General features: G+C 59.0%; 24 protein-coding genes. 11 read left to right on the forward strand and 13 right to left on the reverse strand.

Features of this window, described 5'->3' with window-relative positions:
* On the reverse strand, positions 1-873 hold the full coding sequence (gene thiD / locus H1Y61_RS00315; RefSeq protein ID WP_322790780.1) for a bifunctional hydroxymethylpyrimidine kinase/phosphomethylpyrimidine kinase: 873 nt from the start codon (positions 871-873) through the stop codon (positions 1-3).
* 211 nt (positions 874-1,084) lie between these two features.
* On the opposite strand from thiD, the gene otsB reads away from it, so the two are divergent.
* Together otsB and otsA are read left to right on the forward strand one after the other, a co-directional pair.
* Entirely contained in the window at positions 1,085-1,891 is an 807-nt protein-coding gene (gene otsB, locus H1Y61_RS00320) for a trehalose-phosphatase (protein ID WP_180573380.1), read from the forward strand.
* Between the two features lie 50 nt (positions 1,892-1,941).
* The gene (gene otsA / locus H1Y61_RS00325; protein WP_180573381.1) at positions 1,942-3,345 is read left to right on the forward strand and encodes an alpha,alpha-trehalose-phosphate synthase (UDP-forming); all 1,404 of its coding nucleotides are present in this window, start codon (positions 1,942-1,944) and stop codon (positions 3,343-3,345) included.
* A gap of 64 nt (positions 3,346-3,409) precedes the next feature.
* Here otsA and H1Y61_RS00330 read toward each other — a convergent pair whose 3' ends face one another.
* Positions 3,410-4,993, reverse strand: coding sequence for a peptide chain release factor 3 (locus H1Y61_RS00330; protein WP_180573382.1), 1,584 nt, complete (start codon positions 4,991-4,993; stop codon positions 3,410-3,412).
* A gap of 84 nt (positions 4,994-5,077) precedes the next feature.
* Here H1Y61_RS00330 and dut point away from each other — a divergent pair, with 84 nt between their 5' ends.
* Complete coding sequence (dut, locus tag H1Y61_RS00335; protein ID WP_180573383.1) at positions 5,078-5,542, forward strand: dUTP diphosphatase; 465 nt, start codon at positions 5,078-5,080, stop codon at positions 5,540-5,542.
* Here the strand turns inward: dut and H1Y61_RS00340 are convergent.
* Complete coding sequence (locus H1Y61_RS00340; RefSeq protein WP_180573384.1) at positions 5,539-6,171, reverse strand: LysE family translocator; 633 nt, start codon at positions 6,169-6,171, stop codon at positions 5,539-5,541. The two genes, dut and H1Y61_RS00340, sit on opposite strands and share 4 nt — an antisense overlap.
* A 129-nt stretch (positions 6,172-6,300) precedes the next feature.
* On the opposite strand from H1Y61_RS00340, the gene H1Y61_RS00345 reads away from it, so the two are divergent.
* Together H1Y61_RS00345 and cysK are read left to right on the forward strand one after the other, a co-directional pair.
* The gene (locus H1Y61_RS00345; RefSeq protein WP_174109720.1) at positions 6,301-6,918 is read left to right on the forward strand and encodes a LysE family translocator; all 618 of its coding nucleotides are present in this window, start codon (positions 6,301-6,303) and stop codon (positions 6,916-6,918) included.
* A gap of 135 nt (positions 6,919-7,053) precedes the next feature.
* On the forward strand, positions 7,054-8,022 hold the full coding sequence (cysK, locus tag H1Y61_RS00350; RefSeq protein ID WP_012654775.1) for a cysteine synthase A: 969 nt from the start codon (positions 7,054-7,056) through the stop codon (positions 8,020-8,022).
* Between the two features lie 324 nt (positions 8,023-8,346).
* Here the strand turns inward: cysK and H1Y61_RS00355 are convergent, their stop codons facing one another.
* From H1Y61_RS00355 to rsmI, 9 genes are all read right to left on the reverse strand, one after another.
* The gene (locus H1Y61_RS00355; RefSeq protein ID WP_180573385.1) at positions 8,347-9,879 is read right to left on the reverse strand and encodes a YifB family Mg chelatase-like AAA ATPase; all 1,533 of its coding nucleotides are present in this window, start codon (positions 9,877-9,879) and stop codon (positions 8,347-8,349) included.
* A gap of 322 nt (positions 9,880-10,201) precedes the next feature.
* A complete protein-coding gene (gshB, locus tag H1Y61_RS00360) occupies positions 10,202-11,149 on the reverse strand; it encodes a glutathione synthase (RefSeq protein WP_156531300.1) in 948 nt (315 codons plus the stop codon).
* An 86-nt stretch (positions 11,150-11,235) separates the two neighbouring features.
* Positions 11,236-11,727 (reverse strand): cupin domain-containing protein, encoded by a 492-nt coding sequence (locus H1Y61_RS00365; RefSeq protein ID WP_012654772.1) that lies wholly within the window; start codon positions 11,725-11,727, stop codon positions 11,236-11,238.
* A 151-nt stretch (positions 11,728-11,878) separates the two neighbouring features.
* A complete protein-coding gene (locus tag H1Y61_RS00370) occupies positions 11,879-12,985 on the reverse strand; it encodes a sn-glycerol-3-phosphate import ATP-binding protein UgpC (protein WP_180573386.1) in 1,107 nt (368 codons plus the stop codon).
* 11 nt (positions 12,986-12,996) lie between these two features.
* Positions 12,997-13,839 carry a sn-glycerol-3-phosphate ABC transporter permease UgpE gene (gene ugpE / locus H1Y61_RS00375; protein WP_180573387.1) on the reverse strand — a complete coding sequence of 281 codons (843 nt, stop codon included), beginning with the start codon at positions 13,837-13,839 and terminating at the stop codon, positions 12,997-12,999.
* 10 nt (positions 13,840-13,849) lie between these two features.
* On the reverse strand, positions 13,850-14,731 hold the full coding sequence (locus H1Y61_RS00380) for an ABC transporter permease subunit (protein ID WP_180573388.1): 882 nt from the start codon (positions 14,729-14,731) through the stop codon (positions 13,850-13,852).
* 75 nt (positions 14,732-14,806) lie between these two features.
* A complete protein-coding gene (locus tag H1Y61_RS00385) occupies positions 14,807-16,105 on the reverse strand; it encodes an extracellular solute-binding protein (protein ID WP_180573389.1) in 1,299 nt (432 codons plus the stop codon).
* 147 nt (positions 16,106-16,252) lie between these two features.
* A complete protein-coding gene (locus tag H1Y61_RS00390) occupies positions 16,253-16,639 on the reverse strand; it encodes a YraN family protein (RefSeq protein WP_235680794.1) in 387 nt (128 codons plus the stop codon).
* A complete protein-coding gene (gene rsmI, locus H1Y61_RS00395; protein ID WP_174109716.1) occupies positions 16,636-17,556 on the reverse strand; it encodes a 16S rRNA (cytidine(1402)-2'-O)-methyltransferase in 921 nt (306 codons plus the stop codon). The genes H1Y61_RS00390 and rsmI overlap by 4 nt, the downstream gene beginning before the upstream one ends.
* A gap of 299 nt (positions 17,557-17,855) precedes the next feature.
* Between rsmI and dnaN the strand changes: the two genes are divergently transcribed.
* From dnaN to pyrF, 4 genes are all read left to right on the forward strand, one after another.
* A complete protein-coding gene (gene dnaN, locus H1Y61_RS00400) occupies positions 17,856-18,974 on the forward strand; it encodes a DNA polymerase III subunit beta (RefSeq protein ID WP_041697382.1) in 1,119 nt (372 codons plus the stop codon).
* Positions 18,975-19,216: 242 nt separating this feature from the next.
* The gene (gene pmtA / locus H1Y61_RS00405) at positions 19,217-19,810 is read left to right on the forward strand and encodes a phospholipid N-methyltransferase PmtA (protein WP_012654764.1); all 594 of its coding nucleotides are present in this window, start codon (positions 19,217-19,219) and stop codon (positions 19,808-19,810) included.
* Positions 19,811-19,823: 13 nt separating this feature from the next.
* Positions 19,824-20,411, forward strand: a complete 588-nt coding sequence (locus H1Y61_RS00410) for a histidine phosphatase family protein (protein ID WP_180573390.1) — start codon at positions 19,824-19,826, stop codon at positions 20,409-20,411.
* The gene (pyrF, locus tag H1Y61_RS00415) at positions 20,411-21,106 is read left to right on the forward strand and encodes an orotidine-5'-phosphate decarboxylase (RefSeq protein WP_180573391.1); all 696 of its coding nucleotides are present in this window, start codon (positions 20,411-20,413) and stop codon (positions 21,104-21,106) included. The genes H1Y61_RS00410 and pyrF overlap by 1 nt, the downstream gene beginning before the upstream one ends.
* Positions 21,107-21,125: 19 nt before the next feature.
* Here pyrF and H1Y61_RS00420 read toward each other — a convergent pair whose 3' ends face one another.
* A complete protein-coding gene (locus H1Y61_RS00420; protein ID WP_180573392.1) occupies positions 21,126-22,277 on the reverse strand; it encodes a right-handed parallel beta-helix repeat-containing protein in 1,152 nt (383 codons plus the stop codon).
* A 251-nt stretch (positions 22,278-22,528) separates the two neighbouring features.
* Here H1Y61_RS00420 and H1Y61_RS00425 point away from each other — a divergent pair, with 251 nt between their 5' ends.
* Together H1Y61_RS00425 and H1Y61_RS00430 are read left to right on the forward strand one after the other, a co-directional pair.
* Positions 22,529-22,819 (forward strand): DUF1330 domain-containing protein, encoded by a 291-nt coding sequence (locus H1Y61_RS00425; protein WP_156536332.1) that lies wholly within the window; start codon positions 22,529-22,531, stop codon positions 22,817-22,819.
* Between the two features lie 153 nt (positions 22,820-22,972).
* Positions 22,973-23,950 carry a complex I NDUFA9 subunit family protein gene (locus H1Y61_RS00430; protein ID WP_180573393.1) on the forward strand — a complete coding sequence of 326 codons (978 nt, stop codon included), beginning with the start codon at positions 22,973-22,975 and terminating at the stop codon, positions 23,948-23,950.
* The last annotated feature ends 263 nt before the right edge of the window (positions 23,951-24,213 follow it).

Consider the following 24,213-nt stretch of genomic DNA (forward strand, 5'->3'; position numbering starts at 1 on the left):
CTACTTCGGCCATGTCTGGTAAAAATGATGAACAGGTCCGTGGCCGGAACCAACAGTCAGTTGCCCTGCCGACCGAACAGCGCCAGCCAGCCAGGCCTTTGCCACCGTGACCGCTTTTGCCAAAGCATCGTCTTTTCCACTGTCCTTCGTCCCATGGTCCATGGCTTTGGCAAGTTCGGCGGCAATCGCGCTGGACAGCGAGCAACCGGTACCATGAGTGTTGGAGGTGGCAATCCTTTTGCCTTCCAGCCACAGGGTCAGCGTTGGCGTGACCAGCAGATCGGGGCTCTCGTTACCGGGCAAATGCCCACCCTTCAGAAGCACCGCCTTGGCACCCAGTCCCAATAAGGCCCTGGCCTGTGCCTCCATGCCGTCGCGGTCCACGGCCTCGGCCACACGCAGAAGTGCGGCAGCCTCCGGCAGGTTGGGGGTAATCAGGCGGACCCGCGGCAAGAGCTGGCCGACCAGCGCACCGATCGCCTTCTCATCCAGCAATGCGGCGCCGCCCTTGGCAACCATGACCGGATCAAGGATAACCGGCACTGCCGGATGGCTTGAAAGCACACCAGCCACCGCGCCGACGATATCGGCATTGGCCAGCATGCCGATTTTCACCGCATCGACCCGGATATCGGCAAAAACCGTCTCAACCTGTCTTGCGACGAACATGGGATCCAGCGATTCGATAGCCGTCACCCCTTGGGTATTCTGGGCCGTCAGCGCCGTCAGCGTCGCCATGCCATAGACACCCAAAGCCGAAAATACCTTCAGGTCCGCCTGAATACCCGCTCCGCCAGACGGATCGGAACCGGCAATCGACAAGACATTGGCGATGCGAGGCAGAGGCGTTTCATCGTTTGTTTGAACGGTCATGATCGTCCTCGTCGAAGTCAATAGTCTCCAACACCTCGGCTCCTTTTGATGGAAAAGGTGGGCGGCGGGGCAGATCTATCGCAGTTTTCCATGCTCCTGTCACGGTCCCGCCCATTATGCTGCATTGCGCAATTAACTGCATTTTTCGGGAACCAAACTGGACACCCGTCGTTATCTCGGCGTCAAGAGGTCGTGTGAAACGAGGCGGGATATGGAAAACCAGCAATCGGCAATCAAGCGATCGCCAGCGCGAACCGAACAAAAAGACGCAGCAGCGCTGCTGTTTGATCTTCTTCAGGCCGAGCCTCACCGCTACGCATTGTTTCTCGATATTGATGGTACCTTGCTGGATCTTGCCGAGAGCCCGGATGGTATCCGTGTGCCGGTTGGTCTGGCAGACGATCTGGAAGTGCTTTCATCACGCATGGGCGGGGCGCTTGCGCTGGTAACGGGGCGGGCCTTGGCCTATGCCGACCGGCTGTTTGCGCCAAAGCATTTCCCGATTGCCGGATTGCACGGAACCGAGCGGCGAACGGTTGAAGGCACCGTCATCCGCAGTGAGCCGAGCCCGGCTTTTCTGGCTGTCAAGGAAGAGCTTCCGAAGCTCGAACAGGCATGGCCGGGCGTGTTGGTTGAGGACAAGGGTGCCGCCATCGCCGTTCACTATCGCCAGGCGCCCGCCTACGCCGACGTGGTGGAGAAAGCCATGGCGGATGCCTTTCAGGCGGCAGGTCCCGGCTATGAGCTGCAACGCGGCAAGATGGTCGTTGAAATCCGTCCTGACAGCGCCGACAAAGGCCGGGCCTTGCAGTCCTATCTGGCCGAGCCGCCCTTCACCGACCGCGTTGCCATCGCCATTGGTGACGACGTGACCGACGAGGCGATGTTTGAATGCGTCAACCGTTTGGGCGGGCTGTCGATCCGCGTTGGCGATCTCGAAGGAAGCGTGGCCAGCCAGTCTCTGGCGAGCCCGCAACTCCTGCGTGACACACTCGCCAAATTGGCCCGCCAAAGCTGACGTTCAGGGGCTGACGTTCCGGGGCTGACAACGATAAGAAGGATAATGATATGAGCAGACTTGTTGTGGTTTCCAACCGTGTTCCCGTACCCGACAAGACCAATAAGGCGCCGGCGGGAGGTTTGGCCGTCGCGTTGCGGGCTGCCCTTGAGGACAAGGGCGGCATCTGGATGGGCTGGTCAGGCGTTTCCAGCGGCGAGGAAGAAGCCGGTGAGCTTGCGATGATCGAGGATGGCAAGATCACTTACGCGCTGACGGATCTAACCGACCGCGATGTCGATGAATATTATCACGGCTTTGCCAACCGCGTGTTGTGGCCAACGTTTCACTACCGCCTCGACCTGACCGACTATGCCCGCAAGGATATGACCGGCTATTTCCGGGTTAACCGGTTTTTCGCCGAGCGGCTCGTGCCGCTGCTGAAGCCTGACGATACGATCTGGGTCCAGGATTATCACCTGATCCCGCTGGCCAAGGAATTGCGGCAGATGGGCGTGAAGAACCGGATCGGTTTCTTCCTGCACATCCCGCTGCCGCCCGCCGATGTGCTGTTTGCCATGCCGGTCTATGAAACGCTGATTGAAAGCCTGGCCCATTACGATCTGGTCGGCTTCCAGACTGATTTCGACCATGCCAATTTCGTCGGAGCCCTGGTGCGCGAAGGCATCGGCGAGGCGATCTCCGGCAACAAGATCAAATCCCATGATCGGACGTTCAAGGCGGGCCACTATCCGATTGGTATCGAGACGGCGGCCTTTGCCGCCTACGCCCGCAGGGCGGTGCGTAACGTGATGGTGAAGCGTGCTGCGCAAAGCATCGAAGGCAAGGCACTGGTAATCGGCGTCGATCGGCTGGATTATTCCAAGGGCCTGACCCAGCGGCTGGATGCCTATGAGCATTTCATCAATGCCAATCCGAACTATCAGGGCAAAGTCACCTATTTACAGATCACCCCGAAATCCCGCTCTGAAGTGCCGGAATATGAGGCGATGCAGCGCACCGTGGCCGAACAGGCCGGGCGCGTGAATGGCGCGCTGGGCACGGTCGATTGGGTGCCGATCCGCTACATGACCCGCTCCGTGGCCCGTCCGGTGCTGGCCGGGCTCTACCGGCTGGCCAAGGTCGGGCTTGTCACGCCGATGCGCGATGGCATGAACCTGGTTGCCAAGGAATATGTTGCCGCCCAGGACCCCGATGATCCCGGTGTTCTGGTTCTATCGCGTTTCGCCGGAGCGGCCCGCGAGTTGAAAGGGGCCTTGCTGGTCAATCCATACGACACGGAAGGCACAGCCCAGGCCATTGCCCGCGCCCTCGATATGCCACTTGCCGAACGCCAGCAACGCTGGAAAGGCATGATGGACCATCTGCTGGTCAACGATGTCAACCATTGGTGTGACACGTTCCTCTCGGATCTGATGGAAATGCCAAGGGAAAAGTCCGCCGAAGCGGCGTAAAACAGGGTTCGACCGCACCACGATCATTCAATCATGATGCGGTCTCAGACTTCTCCAACGATAATCACGCCGCCTTGGCGACGTGATATTCCTTGATCGCCACCATCTTGATCGCCGGATAACGTTCTGCCTCATAGCGCAGCGAAAACGCATCCTGCGCCATGAACACCGGGTCGCCATCCAGATCCCGGCAGATATCGCCGCGCCGCGCCGCCATAAACTTGTCGAGTTCGCCGGGTTGATCTGACGAAATCCAGCGGCAGACGGAAAAGCGCGACATTTCAAACGACACAGGCAGGGTATATTCACCCGAAAGCCGCTCCTTCAACACATCGAGCTGCAAGGCTCCGACCACGCCGACAATGGCGGGCGAACCGTCCTCCGGCGAAAACAGCTGCACGACGCCCTCTTCGGCCATTTGCTGTAAGGCTTCCTTCAGCTTCTTGGCCTTCATCGCATCTTCGAGCCGCACGCGGCGCAGAATTTCCGGCGAAAAGTTCGGCACGCCCTGAAACACCAGCGCTTCGCCTTCGGTCAGCGTATCGCCTATGCGCAGCGTGCCGTGGTTGGGAATACCCACCACGTCACCGGCAAAGGCGGTATCGGCCAATTGCCGCTGCGAGGCGAAGAAGAATTGCGGTGCTGTCAGGCCCATCAGCTTGCCGGTGCGCGCCAGCCGCGCCTTCATGCCGCGCTCCAACTTGCCGGAGCAGATCCGCGCAAAGGCAATGCGGTCGCGGTGATTGGGGTCCATATTGGCCTGGATCTTGAAGACGAAGGCGGTCATCTTGTCTTCCGCCGCATGCACCTTGCGGATATCGGCCATCTGGTCGCGTGGCGGCGGAGCGAAATCACCCAGAGCATTGATCAGGTCGCGCACGCCAAAATTTCGGAGCGCCGAGCCGAAGAACACAGGCGTCATATGGCCTTCCAGAAAGGCCTGGCGGTCGAAGGGGCGGCAGGCCTCCTGCGCCAGTTCCAGCTCGTCGATAAAGGTCTGACGCTCGTTTTCCGGCAGGTTTTCCGCGACATTCTTCGGGCTGTTGACCGGCAAAGCCTCGACCTGCTTGTCGGAACCACGGAAGGTGTTATCGACCAGATTATAGGAGCCGCAGAAGCTTTTCGACCGACCGACCGGCCAGGTAATCGGGGCGGTGTCCAGCGCCAGCTTTTCTTCTACTTCATCCAGAACCTCGAAAATATCCCGGCTTTCACGGTCCATCTTGTTGACGAAGGTGATGATCGGAATATCGCGCATCCGGCAGACTTCGAACAATTTCAGCGTGCGCGGCTCGATACCCTTGGCAGCATCGATGACCATGACGGCAGCATCCACCGCCGTCAGCGTGCGGTAGGTGTCGTCAGCAAAGTCTTCATGGCCGGGCGTATCGAGAATATTGAAGACATTGCCTTCATACTCAAAAGTCATCACCGAGGTGACGACGGAAATGCCGCGCTCGCGCTCGATCTTCATCCAGTCCGAGCGGGTCTGTATCCGGTCTTTCTTGGCTTTCACCTCACCGGCCAGCTGGATCGCGCCGCCGAACAGCAGCAGCTTTTCGGTCAGCGTGGTTTTACCAGCATCCGGGTGAGCGATAATAGCGAAGGTGCGGCGGCGGGAGACCGCCTCTGCGAGCGTTTCGGCCATGTGAGGAATTCCTTTTAACTGGCCGGTTATCTAGCGTTTTGGCGTTCAATATGCAATTGACCCCGGCAAACAAAGGATACCTCCATGCACGATACGTCCGCGCCACGCCTTCATCTCAAACGTCTACCCCATGGTGACGGGCTGGAATTGCCCGCCTATGAGACGGCGGGTGCGGCTGGCATGGACCTGCGCGCAGCCGTGACCGAGGCCGAGCCGCTGACCCTTGCCCCCGGAAAACGCGCTCTGGTGCCAACCGGGCTGATTATGGAAATCCCCCAGGGCTTTGAAGCGCAGATCCGCCCCCGCTCCGGCCTTGCCTTTAAAAACGGCATCACCTGCCTCAACACCCCCGGCACCATCGACAGCGACTATCGCGGCGAAGTAAAAGTGCTGCTGATCAATCTCGGCCCCGAGGATTTCACCATCACTCGTGGCATGCGCATCGCCCAGATGGTGATTGCGCCGGTGACCCAGGCGCAGGTGATTGAGGTAACAGAAACATCGGATACGGTGCGGGGTACGGGCGGATTTGGCTCGACGGGCGTTTAACGCTGCGCCTGTGTCGCCATTCTCACGGCCAGCACGGCCAGTACCGTCCCCATTAGCCAGCGCTGCACCATGATCCATAGCGGGCGGCGGCTGAGAAACAGGGCGATGGAGCCGGCCATCAGCGCGATCATCCCATTGATCGTGGTGCCGATGGCGATCTGGGTGAGGCCGAGCAACAGCGATTGGATGAAAACGCTGCCGCTGGCGGGATCGATGAATTGCGGCAGCAGCGACAGATAGAGAACGGCCACCTTCGGATTGAGGAGATTGGTCACGAGGCCCATGGCAAGCAGCCGTTTCGGGCGGTCCTTCGGCAGGTCGCGCACCTGAAACGGTGAACGCCCGCCCGGCCTGACCGCCTGCCAGGCAAGATAAGCGAGATAGGCTGCACCGGCCAGTTTCAGCGCCTCATAGGCATAGGGCACGGCCATCAGCAACACCGTAATTCCCAGCACCGACATCAGCATATAGATCAGGAAGCCCAGCGCGACACCACCCAGCGAAATCAGCCCGGCCATCGGCCCCTGACAGATGGAGCGTGAGACGAGATAGACCATATTCGGGCCGGGTGTCAGCGCCATTCCGAGGCAGATCAGGGCAAAGGCAAGAAGTGAAGTCGTCGTGGGCATGGCGTGTCCTTGGCAGGAGGCTATAAACCCCAAAAGACCAGAAAGTCCGACATCGGGCAATTTCAATCGTGTCACCGTTGCAAGTTGCAGCCGGGCGGATTAGCACTGGCGTATCGATGGAGACGTATTATGACCCTTGCCAGCCTGCTTGCCTATGCCGGAGCCCTGTTCATTGCTGCTGCCATTCCCGGCCCCGGCATGACGGCGATTGTGGCGCGGGCGCTTGGCTCCGGTTTTCGTCCGACCTTTTTCATGGGGCTGGGCCTGATCCTGGGGGATCTCTGCTATCTGACCGCCGTTATTCTGGGCCTTGCCTATATTGCCCAGACGTTCGTGACGCCATTCCTGATCATCAAATTCGCAGGCACGCTCTACCTGGCCTATATCGCCTGGAAACTCTGGACGGCAGGGCTTTTGCCACAAAATATCGAAGCGCGCAAAACTGCGGGCGTGATGACCTCCTTCCTGTCCGGCCTGTTCGTGACGCTCGGCAATCCGAAGACCATGCTGTTCTACGTCGCCCTGGTGCCGACCCTCATTCCGCTTCAGGCCATTGGCCCGTCGGATTACGGTCTATTGGTCGGCACGACATTCGTGGTGCTGATGGCCGTGCTCATTCCCTATATTCTTCTGGCCGCCAAAGCCCGGCTGCTGCTGAAACAGCCATCGGCATTGAAACTGCTCAACCGGGCCGCCGCCAGCATCCTGGCCGGAACCGCCGCCTATATCGCCACAAAGGCAGCGTGAAATAAACATTTGTTTTCGCTGGCTTTGCAGCGGGTTTTTTCTCCCCGGAACCACGGCGATAGGCAAAGGGTTCTGGTCGCTTGGGTGATTTGATCCTATTGTCGCTGCAAAGCGCGTTATTCTGGAGGACCAAACATGTCTGAAGCAAAGAAGCCTGGCCGAGGCCGCATCTATGGTTCGATCACCGAGACCATCGGCGATACGCCCATCGTGCGGCTGGACAAGCTGGCGAAGGAAAAGGGCGTCAAGGCTCATCTTCTGGCCAAGCTGGAATTCTTCAACCCGATTGCCTCCGTCAAAGACCGCATCGGTGTGGCGATGATCGAGAGCCTGGAGACGCAAGGAACGATCACACCGGGCAAGACCGTTCTGGTCGAGCCAACCTCCGGCAATACCGGCATTGCGCTGGCCTTTGCCGCTGCTGCCAAAGGCTATCGCCTGATCCTGACCATGCCGGAAACCATGTCCATCGAGCGTCGCAAGATGCTGGCGCTGTTGGGCGCAGAACTGGTGCTGACCGAAGGGCCCAAGGGCATGAAGGGCGCGATTGCCAAGGCCGAGGAACTGGCCGCGACCATTCCCGACGCGATCATCCCACAGCAGTTTGAAAACCCGGCCAATCCGGAAATCCACCGCAAGACCACCGCTGAAGAGATCTGGAACGACACCAATGGCGAAGTAGACATTTTCGTTTCCGGCATCGGCACTGGCGGCACGATTACCGGCACCGGCCAGGTGCTGAAAGCCAAGAAGCCGTCTGTTCAGGTGATCGCCGTGGAACCCGCCGACAGCCCGGTTCTGTCGGGCGGCAATCCCGGCCCCCACAAGATCCAGGGCATCGGTGCCGGTTTCGCCCCGAAGATCCTCGATACCGGGATCTACGACGAAGTCGTCACCGTCACCAATGACGAAGCGTTTGAACTGGCCCGGCTGGTCGCCCGGCTGGAAGGCGTGCCGGTTGGCATTTCATCGGGTGCCGCCCTCACCGCCGCCATCAAGGTCGGTCAGCGCCCCGAAAACGCTGGAAAGACCATCGTGGTGATCATCCCCTCCTTTGCCGAACGCTATCTCTCGACGGCACTGTTTGCCGGGCTTGGCGAATAATCGCATTCAATGCGCTTATCCAAACGATTGGCGATTGGCGATTGGCGATTGGCGATTGGCGATTGGCGATTGGCGAGCATCGAACAATGAAGACGAGGGCTACAGCGGAATTTGTAGCCCTCAATTTATTGGCAAACCTCGATCTCGGCATTTCGTCATCCTCGGGCTTGTCCCGAGGATGTGTTGTGGCTGAATAAGCGGTAGACATTGTTATTTAAATTGACGCACTTAGATACTCGGCACAAGGCCCAGCATGACGTCGAGGATAAATGCAGCCTTTGTTAGCAGTTTGAGGGCTACAGCAGCAGGTGCAGTCCTGTTTCGTTATGCAGCAGCCGTCAGGCGTTCCGAGGGAATGCGGTAGGAAATTGCCTCGGCCAGATGAATCCTGCCAAGTGCCTCCGAGCCATCCAGATCGGCCAATGTTCTCGCCACTTTCAACACCCGGTGATAGGCGCGGGCCGAGAATTTGAACTTCTCCGCGGCGTCCCGCAATAATTGCAAGCCGGCAGCATCCGGCGCGGCCAGCTTTTCGATCAGCGCTGTCGAGCACCGGGCATTCATGCGGATTTCAGGTACGCCCGCCTCGATAAACCGTTCCGTTTGCCGCTGTCGGGCGACGGCGACCCGGCGGGCGACATCGGCGCTTTTTTCCGCGGCCATCGGCTTGATCAGGTCCATGGCCGAGACGGCGGGGACATCGATGCGAATGTCGATCCGGTCCAACAGCGGACCGGAAATCCGGCCCTGATATTCGGTCAGGCAGCGAATGCCGCGTGCGCAGGTATGGCCCGGCTCACCCGCCATGCCGCAACGGCAAGGGTTCATCGCGGCAATCAACTGGAAGCTGGCCGGATAGGTGACGCGATGATTGGCGCGAGCGATGACGCATTCGCCGCTTTCCAGCGGCTGGCGCAAGGCATCCAGCACCTGCGGCGAAAATTCCGGAAACTCATCGAGAAACAACACACCGTTATGGGCAAGCGAGGCCTCGCCCGGCCGGGCGCGCAACCCGCCGCCGACCAGCGCCGCCATGGTGGCGGAATGATGCGGCGTGCGAAATGGTCTGCGGTCTGACAATTTTCCACCGGCCAATTGCCCGGCGATGGAATGGATCATCGACACATCCAGAAGCTCCGGTGCAGACAGGACCGGCAGGATGGATGGCAACCTAGCCGCCAACATGGATTTTCCCGATCCCGGCGGGCCGACCATCAGCAGGTTGTGGCCTCCCGCCGCGGCCACTTCCAACGCCCGCTTGGCGCTTTCCTGACCACGAATATCGGCAAGGTCGGGCAGATTGCCCGGCAGCGCCCGGCTGGCCGGATTCGGGCGCGTCAGAACCTGGGTGCCACGAAAATGATTGGCCAGCGCAATAAGACTGCGGGGGGCGAGAATATCCATGTTCGACCCCGCCCAGGCCGCTTCTGGGCCGCTATCGGCGGGGCAGATCAACCCTTTGCCAAGCGCATTGGCCGCCATGGCCGCCGGTAGCGCGCCCGCCACGGCGGCAATCGTGCCATCTAGGTTCAACTCACCAACCACAAGATAATCGCCCAGCACATCAGCGGGAATGGCGCCGAGCGCGGCCATCAGACCAAGGGCAATGGCCAGATCGAAATGCGAGCCTTCCTTGGGCAGATCCGCCGGTGCCAGATTGATGGTGACACGCTTGGGCGGCAGCGCCAGCCCGGAAGCATGCAGAGCCGCCTGAACCCGTTCCCGGCTTTCGGCCACCGCCTTATCCGGCAGGCCGACAATCTGCACGCCGATCTTGCCGGGCGCGACCATGACCTGCACATCGACAGGCACACCATCAATTCCCTGAAACGCAACCGTTCCCACCCGTGCAACCATATCCCAGCCCCCTTGCCGGCAGCGATCCATCCGCCCCTACGCAATTTCATGGATTTCGCCGGACGAAAAAGAGAAAATGCGTTTAAAATCAATTTATTAAATCAAGACATCGAGCGGAGCGCCTAACGGGCACGCTGCAATTTCCTGCAACCATAGTTTTGCATGAAAAACAAAGGACGACAAGAACAATAAATGAACAAAGACCCGTTTCGAGGGCAAAATGGTTGTATTTGGTTGCGCTTTCAGAACAAAGGGGAACGCTTCCGGCACCCCGCAACGCCAAAGGTTTTAGCAAACCCAACGTGGCAGGGCGCAGAAAGGATCAGGACCGCTTTTTCTCGATAGCGTTCCAGAGCAGGCTGGCGATATCGGCGCCGCCGAAATTCTTCACCTCGCGGATACCGGTTGGCGAAGTGACGTTGATCTCGGTCATATAATCACCGATCACATCGATGCCGACCAGCAGGAAGCCACGTTCGCGCAGGGCAGGCCCGATCCGGGCGCAGATCTCGCGTTCGCGCGTCGTCAGTTCCGTCGGTTCCGGCTTGCCCCCGGCATGCATATTGGAGCGCGCATCATGTTCAGCAGGCACCCGATTAATCGCGCCGACGGGCTCGCCATCCACCAGAATGATCCGCTTGTCGCCCTTGCGCACGGCGGGCAGATAGCCCTGGGCGATGAAGGGCTCGCGGAACATCTGGCCGAACATTTCCATCAGGGAGGAGAAATTGCGGTCATCGCGGGTGGAATGGAACACCCCTGCCCCGCCATTGCCGTAGAGCGGCTTCAGGATGATATCGCCCTGTTCGGCCCGGAAAGCGGCAATTTCCGCCGGGTCGCGGGTGATCAGCGTCGGCGGCATCAGGTCGGCATATTCGGTGACGAAGATCTTTTCCGGCGAATTGCGCACCCAGGCCGGATCGTTGACGACAAGCGTCTTCGGATGAATGCGCTCCAGCATATGCGTGGCGGTGATATAGGCCATGTCGAAAGGCGGGTCCTGGCGCAGCAGCACCACATCCATGGTGGACAAATCGACGCGCTCCGGGCTGCCGAGGGTGAAGTGATCGCCCTTCACATCGCGCAGTTCCATCGGCTCAACCGTCGCATAGACGCGGCCATCGCGCATGGTCAGCCGATCAGGTGTATAGTGGAACAGCTTATAGCCCCGGGCCTGAGCCTCCAGGCTCATGGCGAAGGTGGAATCCCCTGATATATTGATGGAGGATACATGGTCCATTTGGACGGCGACATTGCGGATCTGGGCCATAATCTTTCTCGCGTTGCATTTGGAGGAAGATTTAGGACGCGGCGACCACGAACGCAACGTCCGGCAGAGGCCAAATTTTCACCCAATCAAATCGGCGCGCGTGATCCGCTCCGCAGGGCATTTCGAAGCCGGTAAAGCGTCGCGATTGGCTCCGGAAAAGGTTTACGCAGAAATGCGATCTTGCGCACATAGGTCTCAATGCGCCAGGTGGCCCAGGTCCCGCCCTTGAAATAGGCGATATCACCAGTCTTCAGCAACCGCTCGGTGCCATCCTGGGCGGTCACATGCACTTCGCCCTCCTGGATCACCACAGTCTCATCCCAGCCGAAATACCAGCGGAAACTGCCAGCGGTGCAATCCCAGACAGCTGTCGAGCTTGCTTCATCAGGGCTTTGCGAGTGATTGGCCAGCCGGGCCTGCGGATCGCCCTCAAGAATCCAGTCCGGATTGATTGGCGCTGGTTGCAGGCTCAAATGATCGGCATTGGCGGCCACCAGCGGTGGTGTGTCTTCCGCTCTAAACCGTGGCAAAGCCATGGCGGCCCCGGCCATGGCTGCAAACAAAAGCTTGACTGGCATCGATGTCCCCCATGATGTCCCCGAATTTTATGGGAAGCCTATCAAATTCGGGTTAATCCAGTCACATGCATTTTAGCGTTTGCCCAAGAAAGCGGTGAAGGGAAACGTGACAATCGGCTCTCGCTGGCAATGGCGTGAGCCGACCGGCTTTTCAGGCCTCTACCGTCTCAGCCTGAGCCCCGAAGGTCATCTGTGCGGTGGCAAAGGGCAGAGCAAGGCGACGGCCTTCCCGGTCGAAGAAATGGAATTTCTCTGGATCGACCCCCAGCCGCATCTCGTTCGACAGCACCGTCGAAACCGGCAGCGAGGCGCAAAGAGCCTGATCGCCGACAAAACCATGTACGAGGCGGACAGCACCCAATTCTTCCACATAATCGACCCGGAACGGCACATAGGGCTGGCCAGGGGCTGCCACTGTCAGATCCTCGGCACGAAGGCCGATCGTCACTTCGCCGCGATAATCGGTCTCGCCCTCAAAGGTGAAGCTGACCGGCCAAAGCGACAGACGATTGCCGTCCAGGCGGCCGGTGATCAGGTTCATGGCTGGCGAGCCGATGAAGCTGGCGACAAAGGTCGAGGCAGGAGCGTGATAAACTTCAAGCGGCGTACCGATCTGCTCGATCCGGCCACCGTTCAGCACCACCAGCCGGTCGGCCAGCGTCATCGCTTCCAACTGGTCGTGCGTGACATAGATCGATGTCGTGCCAAGCCGGCGTTGGAGCTTGCGGATCTCGACGCGCATGGAGACGCGCAGCTTGGCATCGAGATTGGACAGCGGCTCGTCGAACAGGAAAACGGCGGGCTTGCGCACGATGGCACGGCCCATGGCAACGCGCTGGCGCTGGCCACCGGACAGTGCCTTGGGCTTGCGGTCCAGATAGGGTTGCAGTTCCAGCATCCGGGCGGCCTCGGCCACGCGGGCCTCAATCTCGTCCTTAGGGGTTTTGCGGTTTTTCAGGCCATAGGCCAGGTTCTGCCGCACCGTCATATGCGGGTAGAGCGCGTAATTCTGGAACACCATGGCGATGTCGCGGTCTGCCGGTTCAACCTGATTAACGGCGCGATCACCAATGCGCACCACGCCTTCTGAAATGCTTTCCAGCCCGGCCACCATGCGCAAAAGCGTGGATTTGCCGCAGCCGGAGGGGCCGACCAGCACGATGAATTCGCCGTCGTTGATCTGGATGTCCACGCTGTTCACAGCACGCACACCGCCGTCATAGATCTTGGAGACCTGATTGATATCGATGGAAGCCATTGGACTGTCCTTTACTTGTCGGTTTCGGTGAGGCCCTTGATGAACCAGCTCTGGAACACCACCACGATGATGACAGGGGGCAGCATAGCGAGCACGGCCATGGCAAAGGCTTCGTTATAATCGGGAATTTGTGCGCCCACCCAGACCTGAAGGATCTGCTTGATACCGCGCATCAGCGTGTAAAAGCTCTCGTCCGTGGTCATTAGCATGGGCCAGAGATACTGGTTCCAGCCGTAGACGAACATGATGATGAACACCGCCGCAATCATCGTGCGCGACAGCGGGATCAAAATATCAATCAGGAACTTGAACGGACCGGCACCGTCGATACGGGCCGCTTCCAGCAACTCTTCCGGCACGGATTTAAAGAATTGCCGGAAAAAGAAAGTGCCGGTGGCAGAGGCCAGCAGCGGCAGGATCAGACCGGTATAGGAATTCAAAAGCCCCAGATCACTCGCCACCTTGTAAGAAGGCATAATGCGCACTTCCAGCGGCAACAGCAGCGTGGTGAAGATGATCCAGAAGGCCAGCGTGGCAAAGCGGAAGCGGAAATAGACAATCGCATAGGCTGCCATCATCGACAGCACGATTTTGCCGATGGCAAAGCCAAGGCCGAGGATCAGCGAATTGAGCAGCATGCTGAGACCCGTGACCTTGCCGTTAAAGCCGGTCTGGGCAAACAGCACCTTGTTATAGGTCTCGCCAAGATGTCCGCCCATGGAGAGCATCAGGCCCTTTTGGTGGATTTCGGCTGCCGTATGCGATGAGGTGGTGAAGGCCACAACCAGCGGGCCGAGCATCACAAGAACACCGAGCAGCAAGATCACATGGTCGAAGAGTTTGGTTTTATACATGGTCTTCTCCTCAACCGTAATGGACGCGCCGCTCGATGAAGCGGAACTGGATCATTGTCAAAACCAGCACGACGACCATCAGGATCACCGACTGCGCGGAAGAAGAGCCGATGTCATTGCCCCGGAAGCCATCGGTATAAACCTTGTAAACCAAGGTGATCGGGTTATCGGCGGGCTTATCCTTGACGATCACGTCGATCACACCAAACGTATCGAACAGCGAATAGGTCATGTTGACCACCAGCAGGAAAAACGCGGTCGGCGTCAAAAGCGGCATGGTCACGGTCCAGAACCGGCGCGTGCCGGAGCGGCAATCCAGCGTGGCGGCTTCGCGCACCGAGGCCGGAATGCCCTGAAGGCCTGAGAGAATGAAGATGAAATTGTAGGGAATCTGGTTCCAGACCGCGATTGTCACCATGGCAAAGGCGGTGTCAAAATAGTTCAGACCCACCTTCATGTCCCAGCCAAACAGGGCGACGAATTTCACGAAGGGACCGATGTGCTGATCAAAGAACATCATGCCGATCAGGCCAGCCACAGGCGGCGCGATGGCGTAGACAACGATCAGCAGGGTCTTGTAGGCCGATTGTCCGCGGATCACAGCATCAGCCTTCACGGCGAGCACGGTTCCGATGGACAGCACCAAAAACGTCACCACCACGCTGAAGCACAGCGTAAACAGCGCGATTTTGCGATATTCAGACGAGTTGAACATATCGATATAATTGGCCAGCCCTACGAAGGTTGAGCCAAAGCCGAACGGGTCCTCAATATAGAAGGACGACTGGATGGCCTGCACCGCCGGCCAATAGAAGAAGATCGCCACAATGCACAATTGCGGAGCCAAAAAGACATAAGGCAGAAATCGCGAGTTGAACTGAACGCGCTTCATCGCGGCAACCTTTCAAAGCAAGTCCCGGAGGCGATAGATCGCCTCCGGGAGAGATCAGATCTCAATTGTCAGGGTTCAGCCTGCGGTCTTGGCAAAGCGTGCCAGGATTTCGTCAGCTTCCTTCTTGATGGTTTCCATCGCAGCCTTTGGCGTGGTTTCACCTGAGAAGATCTTGTTGTATTCGCGCTCCATCACCGAGCGGATCTGCGGGTAGAAGCCGAGGCGATAGCCCTTGTCCCACTCGCCGCCGGGAAGCTGCAACTGCTTGATGCCCACTTCGGCAACAGGAGCCTTTTCGTAATAGCCTTCCTTCTTGGCCAGTTCGTAAGCCGCCGTGGTGATGGCAACATAACCGGTGGCCTGATGGTAGAATTTCTGGATGTCAGGCTGAGTCAGGAAGTTGAAGAAAGCGGCGGTGCACTTATTTTCAGCTTCCGTCTTGCCAGACATGGCATAAAGGGCAGCACCGCCAATGAAGCTATGTACGCCTGCACCCTTGATGGAGCCCCAATAGGGCAGGAAGGTTGCCGAAAACGGCATGGAAGCGGTCTTCTGCAAGCCGCCGAACGAGCCGGAAGAGCCGACCCAGAGCGCAACCTTGCCCTCTTCAAAAGGCTTCTGGTTGTCGTTCCAGCCTGCGCCGTAATAGGCGAAGTAACCTTCGTCCTTCCAGGCCTTCAACTTGTCATACATCATCACGTGGTTTGGATCGGTGACATTGATGGTGGTGCCAGCCAGACCGTCATAACCATTGTTGTTGGAGGCGAACTGGATGTTGTTGCGCGAGAAGAAGTTCTCGGTGAATTCCCAGGTCAACTGCGACTGAACCAGCGGAATATAACCGGCAGCCTTCAGCTTTGGTGCAATGGCTTCAAACTCTTCCCAGGTCTTCGGTGCTTCAACGCCAGCCTTTTTCAGGGCTTCGGTGTTGATATAGAGAATTGGCGCCGAGGAGTTGAACGGCATGCCGACAAACTTGCCGGTCTTATCGGCGTAGAAGTAACGCACACCTTCGATGAAGGCACTGCGGTCAAACTTGTAACCAGCCTTCAACAGCAGATCTTCCGCCGGAATGGTCGCACCCTTGGCGTTGATTATCGTCGCAGAACCGGCATCAAACACCTGCAGAATGTTGGGCTGATCGTGCGAGCGGAAAGCAGCGATACCAGCGGCCAGAGCTTCTTCGTAAGAGCCCTTCGACACAGGTGTCAGCACGCATTCGCCTTGGGCAGCGTTGAACTTCTGCGACAATTCATTGATGACTTCGCCGTTGCGGCCACCCATGCCGTGCCACCAGCTGATGTTGGTTGCGGCAAATGATGATGTGGTCGATACGGTCACGGCCAGCGCCGCCATCGAAAGCTTTTTGAACATGGTAGATCCTCTCCGCCAATCTGGGGTGAGCATGCCCTTAGTGAGCCAAGATGACAGAGACTTGAATGTTTTATGACAGCACCGTCACATTAGCGGCGAAACTGAAATCCGACTAAAATACCCAATATTTTTAGGGGTAATTCGTCCTCAAAAAGCACCCGGAAAATGTCTCGGCCAACGCCAGGGCAGTACCGCAACAATGTCGCAGCGGATCGACAGGCGGCTGGCATCCGGCTGGCGGCACAGCCAGAGATCTCCGGCAGCGCGAATGCGGCGCTGGCTCTCAAAACTCACCGCATCGACGGCGGATTGTTGCGTGGCACGCGCCTTGACCTCAACCAGCACGACCAGATCGCCGCGTCGAACGATAAGGTCGATTTCGCCTGAGCGGGTTTTGTAACGCAGGGCGACGATCCGATAGCCCTTCGATAGAAGATAGGCCGCCGCCAGATATTCCGACCAACGGCCACGCCGCTCGGCCCGCTTGCGCGCTGCGCCGGATTTTTCCCTCAGCTTTTTTTCGTCAGCCCTCACCCGGCTTTCAACTCCAGCAGGCGTTGGTAGAGATCCTTGCGCGGCAGGCCGGTCTGGCGGGCGGCCTCAGTAGCCGCCCCCGCCGTCGGCAGGGTTTGCGCGAGCTGTACCAGCAACCGGTCCACATCGGCGGCATCCGGGGGACCGGAGGGCAGCGGCGGCCCGACCACCAGCACGATCTCGCCCTTGACCTGGCGCTCGTCATCATACCAGTCGGATAATTCTGCCAGAGTGCCGCGCCGGAATTCCTCGAATGTCTTGGTCAGTTCACGGCAGACGCAGGCGCTGCGCTCCGCGCCCAACACCTCGGCTGCCGCGGCAAGGGTCGCGCCAATCCGATGCGGCGATTCAAAGAAGATCAACGTTGCCGGTGTTGCCGCCCATTGCGCCAGCCGGTCGCGGCGGGCCTTGTCCTTGGTGGGTAGGAAACCCGCAAACAGGAAGGCATCATTGGGCAGGCCGGAGCCGACCAGGGCGGCAAGCGGCGCCGACGGCCCCGGCAATGGCACGACCCGCAGCCCCGCCTCGATGGCAAGCTTCGCCAGCCGATACCCCGGATCGGACACCAACGGCGTCCCCGCATCGGAAACCAGCGCCACGGATTTACCTGAGGCCAGCGCCTCGATCAGCTTCGGTCCGACCTCTTCGGCATTATATTCGTGATAGGCATAGGGACGGGTGGTGATGCCATAGCGGTCCAGAAGCACACGGGTGACGCGGGTATCTTCGCAGGCCAGAACATCGGCTCCGGCCAGCACTTCCAGAGCCCGCAAAGTGATGTCGGAGAGATTGCCGATCGGGGTGGCCACCAGATAGAGCGCCGGCTCGATTGGCCGGGCCGTGACCGGGCGATCATGCAGCCGGAAACTTTTCTGCCCGTCATCCGGCGTGTTCACAATCTCTGCCACGGCACTCATCCCATTCTCGCTTCATTCGGACAGCCCTTGGCCGAACCAGTCCACTCAGACGCATGACACGCATGGCCTAACCCTTGTTATGGGCGAGGCAGGCCGCCCCCGCAAGCGTCCCTGCACGCCAAGGAGCGTGATCTGTGGTGGAAAGCCTCGGTGAAGGCGTGCCAAAAGACGGCAGGCCCTTGCATTTTGATCGTCTTTGCTGCCATTTTGCCCGTCCGAATAAAGCCGGGCATCGTCGCCCGGATCAAGGCAAGCCGATCCCGAATGCCGGATCGCACAGGTCGAAAGTGGCAGCGTCGATGCGTATTACTCTTGAACGGTCCAATCTTCTGAAGTCCCTGAACCATGTTCACCGGGTGGTCGAACGGCGCAATACCATTCCGATCCTGTCCAACGTGCTGCTGCGTGCCGAAGGCCAGAGCCTGTCGATGAAGGCCACCGACCTCGACCTGGAAGTGACAGAAGCGACGCCGGCCAATATCGAGCAGGCCGGCGCGACCACGGTTCCCGCGCATCTGCTGTATGAAATCGTCCGCAAATTGTCTGACGGCGCTGAGGTGCTGCTCTCGACCAATCCGGATGGTGCCAGCATGACGGTCGCCTCCGGTCGGTCGAAATTCTCGTTGCAATGCCTGCCGGAGCAGGATTTCCCTGATCTGACCACCGGCAGCTTCAGCCATTCCTTCAAGCTGAAGGCCTCGGACCTGAAAATGCTGATTGATCGCACCCAATTTGCGATCTCGACGGAAGAAACTCGTTATTACCTGAACGGCATTTACCTCCACACGATTGAAGCCGATGGCAAGTTGAAGCTGCGCGCCGTCGCCACCGATGGCCACCGCCTGGCCCGCGCCGACGTGGAAGCGCCGTCCGGTTCGGAAGGCATGCCTGGTATCATCATTCCGCGCAAGACGGTTGGCGAGTTGCAGAAATTGGTCGATAATCCCGATCTGATCGTGGCGCTCGAAGTGTCCGACGCCAAGATCCGCTTCAATATCGGCGAGATCGTCATGACCTCCAAGCTGATCGACGGCACCTTCCCCGATTATCAGCGGGTCATCCCCCAGGCCAATGACAAGGAAATGCGGGTCGATTGCCAGACCTTCGCCCGCGCCGTTGACCGTGTTTCCACCATTTCGTCGGAACGTGGCCGGGCGGTGAAGCTCGCTATCGGCGACGGCCATCTGATGCTGACGGTCAACAACCCGGATTCGGGCAGCGCCACCGAGGAAGTCGCTGTCGGCTACGAGAGCGACGCGATGGAAATCGGCTTCAACGCCAAATATCTGCTCGACATCACCGCGCAACTGTCCGGCGAAGAAGCGATTTTCCTCCTGGCCGATGCCGGATCGCCGACCCTGATCCGCGATACCGCCGGTGACGATGCGCTTTACGTGCTGATGCCGATGCGCGTTTAGACCATCCGTCTCTGCCATCAATCAATAACGCCGTCTCGTGCGCAAGCCGGGGCGGCGTTTCTGTTTTACCTGAACCGGAAAGCGCTGGCTGAATTGCGTCTTTTGCAACACCCTCCGACTTGGGTGAGACACAAAATTTTCACATGCGCGCCATTTTGTCTTGTTTTCGCGACAAATCGCATCAACATGCCGATTATGCGCCCATGATCGGCGCAGCATATCTTTTTGGGAGATGACGGCGAATGAAGCTCAACCTGAAGCAGCGGCTGGAAAAGAAGTTCGATGAGGAAATCCGTTTCTTCAAGGGCATGATGCAAGGGCCGAAGCTGGTAGGCGCCATCGTGCCGACCTCCACCATTACCGCCCGGCGCATGGCCAGCATCATTACGCCGGAAAGCGGACTGCCAGTGCTGGAACTGGGGCCTGGAACGGGCGTGATCACCAAGGCGATCCTGGCGCGCGGCATCAAGCCAGAGAAGCTGGTTTCGGTCGAATATTCCGCCGACTTCCACCGGCACCTGACCGAGACGATCCCGGGCGTGAATTTCGTCCATGGTGACGCCTTCAACCTGGAAAAGACGCTGGGCCCGCTGTCCGGCCTGTCGTTCGACTGCGTGATTTCCGCCATGCCACTTTTGAACTTCCCGATGCAGGAACGCATCCGGCTGCTGGAGGACTTGCTGGACCGGATGCCGCATGGACGACCCTTCATGCAGATTTCCTACGGGCCGATGTCGCCGATCATCGCCAAGGGCGGCAGCTATTTCATCCAGCATTTCGATTTCGTGGTCCGCAATATCCCGCCAGCCCAGCTGTGGATCTATCGCCGCCGCTGAAGAGAACCAAGACATGTTCGCCGTCTACATCACCCATCCGCAGGTCCGGATCGACCCCGACGTGCCGGTGCCTCAATGGGGACTGTCTGACCTGGGGCAGGAGCGGACCCGCAGGACGGCGACAGCCGCGTGGGTGCGCCAGCTTGGCCGCATCGTCAGCAGCACCGAGACCAAGGCTGTGGAAACAGCGGCGATCCTGGCGGGCCCGGCCAATATTGATGTCGAACAGATCGAGACCATGCATGAAAACGACCGTTTCGCGACTGGCTTTCTGACCCCGCCGGAATTTGAAAAGGCAGCGGACTGGTTTTTTGCCCATCCTGAGGAGAGTTTTTGCGGCTGGGAGCGGGCCATCGATGCGCAATCCCGGATCGTCGGGGCGATCCAGGATGTTCTTGGCCAGCACGATCCGACTGTTCCCATCGCCTTCATCGGTCATGGCGGCGTCGGAACCCTGCTGAAATGCCATCTGCAAGGCCAGCCGATCCGCCGAAGCGGCGATCAGCCGCCGGGCGGCGGCAATCTCTTCTGCTTCACTCTTGCGGATCTGACCGTCACATGCGACTGGACCGCCATGGAAATCTGGCAGGGAGATCGTTGATGGATGCGCGCAATCGTTTGATCGTGGGGCTTGACGTCGCCACCGTCACTGAGGCGGAAAAACTGGTCTCGACGCTGGCCGAAGACGTGACTTTCTACAAGATCGGCTATCAACTGGCTTTTGCAGGCGGGCTGGAATTTGCCCGAGACCTCGCCCAAAGCGGCAAGAAGGTCTTCCTGGATATGAAACTGCTCGATATCGACAATACCGTCGCCTCGGCGGTGGAGAATATCGTCAGGATGGGCATGACCATGCTGACGCTGCATGCCTATCCGAAAGCCATGCAAGCAGCCGTGGAAGCAGCCCAGGGATCGGGTCTCTGCCTGCTTGGCGTGACCGTCTTAACCTCGATGGATAACCAGGATCTCAATGATGCCGGTTATCAAGGCGATGCCCGGTCGCTGGTTTTGAAGCGGGCCGCCCAGGCAAAAGAAAAAGGCATGGGCGGTATCGTATGCTCGGCGCAGGAAGCCCAGGCTGTGCGCGCCATTCTCGGCTCCGACATGGCCATTGTCACGCCCGGCATCCGCCCCGCGGGCAGTGATGCCGGTGACCAGAAACGGGTGATGACGCCAGCAGACGCCATCCATGCTGGCTCCAGCCATCTGGTTGTCGGCCGCCCGATCGTCAAGGCAGACGATCCAAGAGCCGCAACCCAGGTCATTCTCGCCGAAATGCAGGCCGCTTTCACCTGACGTCTATGAGGAGCTGTCCTCAAGGCTTGATGCCATTGCCGCTCAACACATTGTTTTGGCCATTGTCGCGGATCAGGTCGGCGTCTCCACCAATGATCTGGTTGCCACTGACGGTGTTGAAATCCGCAAAGCTGTGGTTGTCGGCACCGCTACCGAAAGGGGCCGGCGGGTCCTGGTAGCAATAGAGATTGCGCCAGGCCTCCCGAGCATTCAGCCAGATGGCCGGGCGCGGGCGAAAAGCGTCCTGGTAGGTGAATTTATTATCGGCGATCCGGTTATGCTGCGGGGTCTGGTGACGAATCGTGCCGCCCTCGCCGCAATTGCGATAGAGAAAAATACCGCCATGCTGCGCATTGGCGAAGCTATTGGCTTCGATGACATTATGCGCCGATCCGTCCACCGCGATCATTTCGCGGCTTCGCGTCGCCAGTTCGAACCTATTGCCTGAAATGGTGTTATGCGCGGTCTCCGCGTCGAGATAGATCGCCGATCCCTTGGTCTGCCCCTGGATGATTGAGTGCGAGAGGGTCACATGGGTGACACCGGGCGCGACATAAAGCGGGATTGGGCCATCGGCGACAATCGACAGATTATCCAGCACGATGCCGGACGGTGCGACCGACTGGGCATATTCCGTATGATTGCGATTGAGCGAGGATTGCCGCACCAGTTCCGCCTCGCCATTGGCACCAAGCCCCATGATGTGGATGGAACCGTAGATCTTGCAATTGCGGATCACGATGTCGTGCGGAACGCTCCAACTGCCATCATCCTTGCGCAGCGAGGCAATGCGGATGGTGGGCGGCGCGCCCTTCGGCACGCTTCCTGGCAGGCCGATAACACCGCCATGGCAATCGATACTGACACCGCTGGAATCTGCCCCCAGCAATTCCAGGTTTTGCATCACCAGATCGTCATGGGTCAGGTCAACCTTGCAAGCCAGACGCAAGACGCTTTCGGCCTCAAGCGGCGTGTCGCGCAACGCGTCATAGACCGAGGGAGCGCAGGGCTTGGCAAGCGCGCCATGGCTGGCAGCCGGCGCGGAGGCCGCGACTGCACTGCCTTCCATCAGCGAGACGGTGGTAAAGGGGACCGGCAGCAAAGGAACGGACAATAGGAAAAACAACAGGACCGGCGTGAGCTTTGGAAGCCTGTTGATCTCCCTGCTCATTTCATTGTGTATCAGGTTGCGGATATTGCCCACCTTGACCCCGTCTCCGATTGGCGACCCAGACGGGCTGGCTGTCGCGCTGGATTTGACAATGCCTCATTCTTGCGGCCAAAGCCAAGGCCCCAAGACATCGCATAAGCGCCCTTTCCATTCTACCCGCCCATTGGCCGCCCATTGGCCGCCCATACTGGCGGCTTGACCTTGCCGCAAAATTCGCCGATCACCAAAGAGAAACCGAAAGAGGTGATTTGATGGCAAAGGGATATTGGATCGCGCGCGTCGATGTGCGTGATGCGGAACGCTACAAGGATTACGTCTCGACGGCAAAGCCGGCTTTTGAGCGTTTCGGTGCTGTCTTTCTGGCCCGTGGCGGCAAGACGGAGGCCGTGGAAGGCCAAAGCCGGGCCCGCAACGTGGTCATCGAGTTTCCGTCCTTTCAGGCCGCTTATGATTGCTATCACTCGCCGGAATATCAGGCCGCCGTCAAGATCCGCCAGGAAGTCGCCGACGGCGAGATTGTCTTGGTCGAAGGTAACCTTTGATCCCAGTTTCAAAGCGGTTCCATTAACTCTGGTCCCAGACATTAACTCTTGTCCAAGACATGGGACAGCATGATTCTGCTTCACCTCGCTGCGCATTAGCGATATGAGACAGCAGATGAATTGGTCTGATATTCCGATCCGCAGGAGCACTCTATGACGTTCGCAAATCTTCCGCCGCTCGTTACCGTTTTCGGAGGCTCCGGATTCGTGGGCAGGCATGTGGTGCGGGTGCTGGCCCAGCGCGGTTACCGGGTGCGCGTCGCCGTCCGCCGCCCCGATCTGGCGGGTTTCGTGCTGCCATTCGGCAATGTCGGACAGATTTCGCTGTCCCAGGCCAATCTGCGCTACCGCGACAGCGTCGCAAAGGCCGTTGAAGGCGCGTCAGTTGTCGTCAATTGCGTTGGCATCCTGCTAGAATCAGGCCGCAACAAGTTCGATGCCGTACAGGATTTTGGCGCCCGTGCCGTGGCCGAAGCAGCAACCGCTGCAGGTGCCAGGCTGGTGCATATCTCGGCCATCGGCGCCGATGCGAAATCCGCCTCCAGCTACGCAGCCAGCAAGGGCCGTGGCGAAGATGCCATCCGCCAGGTCGCGCCGGGCGCGGTCATCCTTCGGCCATCCATCGTTTTCGGCCCTGAGGACAGCTTCTTCAACAAGTTTGCCGCAATGGCCCGCCTGTCGCCCGTCCTACCCTTGATCGGCGGCGGCAAGACGAAATTCCAGCCGGTCTTCGTCGAAGACGTGGCCGAAGCCGTGGCCAAAGCCGTCGACGGCAAGGTGGCAGCCGGTCTCTTTGAGCTGGGCGGACCGGAAGTTCTGACCTTCCGGCAATGTCTTGAGGAAATGCTGCGGGTTATCGACCGCACTAATCCGCTGGTGTCGCTGCCCTTCGGTATCGCTTCGCTGCTTGCCTCCGTCGCCTCGGCTATTCCGCTGATCACGCCGCCGCTGACCAACGACCAGCTGACGCTGCTGAAAAGCGACAACGTCGTCTCCGAGGCCGCCAAGAAGGAAGGCCGGACGCTCACAGGCCTTGGTATTACGCCGACAGCTGTTGCCGCCGTGCTTCCCTCCTATCTCATCCATTTCCGTCCGCATGGGCAATATAGCCGCTCCGGCAAGGCAGCCTGATCGGCATCGGATTGAGAATCACTCTTGGGAATTGTTCATGCGCTCCATCCGGCGCATGAACGGCGGGTTAGAGTTGGTCAGGGGGAAGCTGAATCCAGCTTTCAAGGGACGACAAACTCTGTCTCCAGAATGGCTTTGGCTTTGTGTCGGCGTTGCACAAAAGACGCAGAAATTAATTAGTTTCATTAACTGCCAATTCAGCACATTCCGCTATTGATGTTGAGGTGGGCCATGCGTAAAGACGGATCAATGCATGGGGCCAG

Origin of the sequence: Agrobacterium vitis (assembly GCF_013426735.1) — a bacterium.
Lineage (GTDB): Bacteria > Pseudomonadota > Alphaproteobacteria > Rhizobiales > Rhizobiaceae > Allorhizobium > Allorhizobium vitis_D.

Coding starts and splice junctions, on each gene's coding strand:
- H1Y61_RS00345 (WP_174109720.1), top strand. CDS start 6,301: ATGACCCTTGCCAGCCTGCTTGCCTATGCCGGAGCCCTGTTCATTGCT.
- cysK (WP_012654775.1), top strand. CDS start 7,054: ATGTCTGAAGCAAAGAAGCCTGGCCGAGGCCGCATCTATGGTTCGATC.
- H1Y61_RS00410 (WP_180573390.1), top strand. CDS start 19,824: ATGTTCGCCGTCTACATCACCCATCCGCAGGTCCGGATCGACCCCGAC.
- rsmI (WP_174109716.1), bottom strand. CDS start 17,556: ATGAGTGCCGTGGCAGAGATTGTGAACACGCCGGATGACGGGCAGAAA.
- dnaN (WP_041697382.1), top strand. CDS start 17,856: ATGCGTATTACTCTTGAACGGTCCAATCTTCTGAAGTCCCTGAACCAT.
- H1Y61_RS00340 (WP_180573384.1), bottom strand. CDS start 6,171: ATGCCCACGACGACTTCACTTCTTGCCTTTGCCCTGATCTGCCTCGGA.
- otsB (WP_180573380.1), top strand. CDS start 1,085: ATGGAAAACCAGCAATCGGCAATCAAGCGATCGCCAGCGCGAACCGAA.
- dut (WP_180573383.1), top strand. CDS start 5,078: ATGCACGATACGTCCGCGCCACGCCTTCATCTCAAACGTCTACCCCAT.
- H1Y61_RS00355 (WP_180573385.1), bottom strand. CDS start 9,879: ATGGTTGCACGGGTGGGAACGGTTGCGTTTCAGGGAATTGATGGTGTG.
- H1Y61_RS00420 (WP_180573392.1), bottom strand. CDS start 22,277: ATGAGCAGGGAGATCAACAGGCTTCCAAAGCTCACGCCGGTCCTGTTG.
- H1Y61_RS00370 (WP_180573386.1), bottom strand. CDS start 12,985: ATGGCTTCCATCGATATCAATCAGGTCTCCAAGATCTATGACGGCGGT.
- H1Y61_RS00330 (WP_180573382.1), bottom strand. CDS start 4,993: ATGGCCGAAACGCTCGCAGAGGCGGTCTCCCGCCGCCGCACCTTCGCT.
- H1Y61_RS00425 (WP_156536332.1), top strand. CDS start 22,529: ATGGCAAAGGGATATTGGATCGCGCGCGTCGATGTGCGTGATGCGGAA.
- thiD (WP_322790780.1), bottom strand. CDS start 873: ATGACCGTTCAAACAAACGATGAAACGCCTCTGCCTCGCATCGCCAAT.
- pyrF (WP_180573391.1), top strand. CDS start 20,411: ATGGATGCGCGCAATCGTTTGATCGTGGGGCTTGACGTCGCCACCGTC.
- gshB (WP_156531300.1), bottom strand. CDS start 11,149: ATGGCCCAGATCCGCAATGTCGCCGTCCAAATGGACCATGTATCCTCC.
- otsA (WP_180573381.1), top strand. CDS start 1,942: ATGAGCAGACTTGTTGTGGTTTCCAACCGTGTTCCCGTACCCGACAAG.
- H1Y61_RS00385 (WP_180573389.1), bottom strand. CDS start 16,105: ATGTTCAAAAAGCTTTCGATGGCGGCGCTGGCCGTGACCGTATCGACC.
- H1Y61_RS00380 (WP_180573388.1), bottom strand. CDS start 14,731: ATGAAGCGCGTTCAGTTCAACTCGCGATTTCTGCCTTATGTCTTTTTG.
- H1Y61_RS00430 (WP_180573393.1), top strand. CDS start 22,973: ATGACGTTCGCAAATCTTCCGCCGCTCGTTACCGTTTTCGGAGGCTCC.
- H1Y61_RS00365 (WP_012654772.1), bottom strand. CDS start 11,727: ATGCCAGTCAAGCTTTTGTTTGCAGCCATGGCCGGGGCCGCCATGGCT.
- pmtA (WP_012654764.1), top strand. CDS start 19,217: ATGAAGCTCAACCTGAAGCAGCGGCTGGAAAAGAAGTTCGATGAGGAA.
- ugpE (WP_180573387.1), bottom strand. CDS start 13,839: ATGTATAAAACCAAACTCTTCGACCATGTGATCTTGCTGCTCGGTGTT.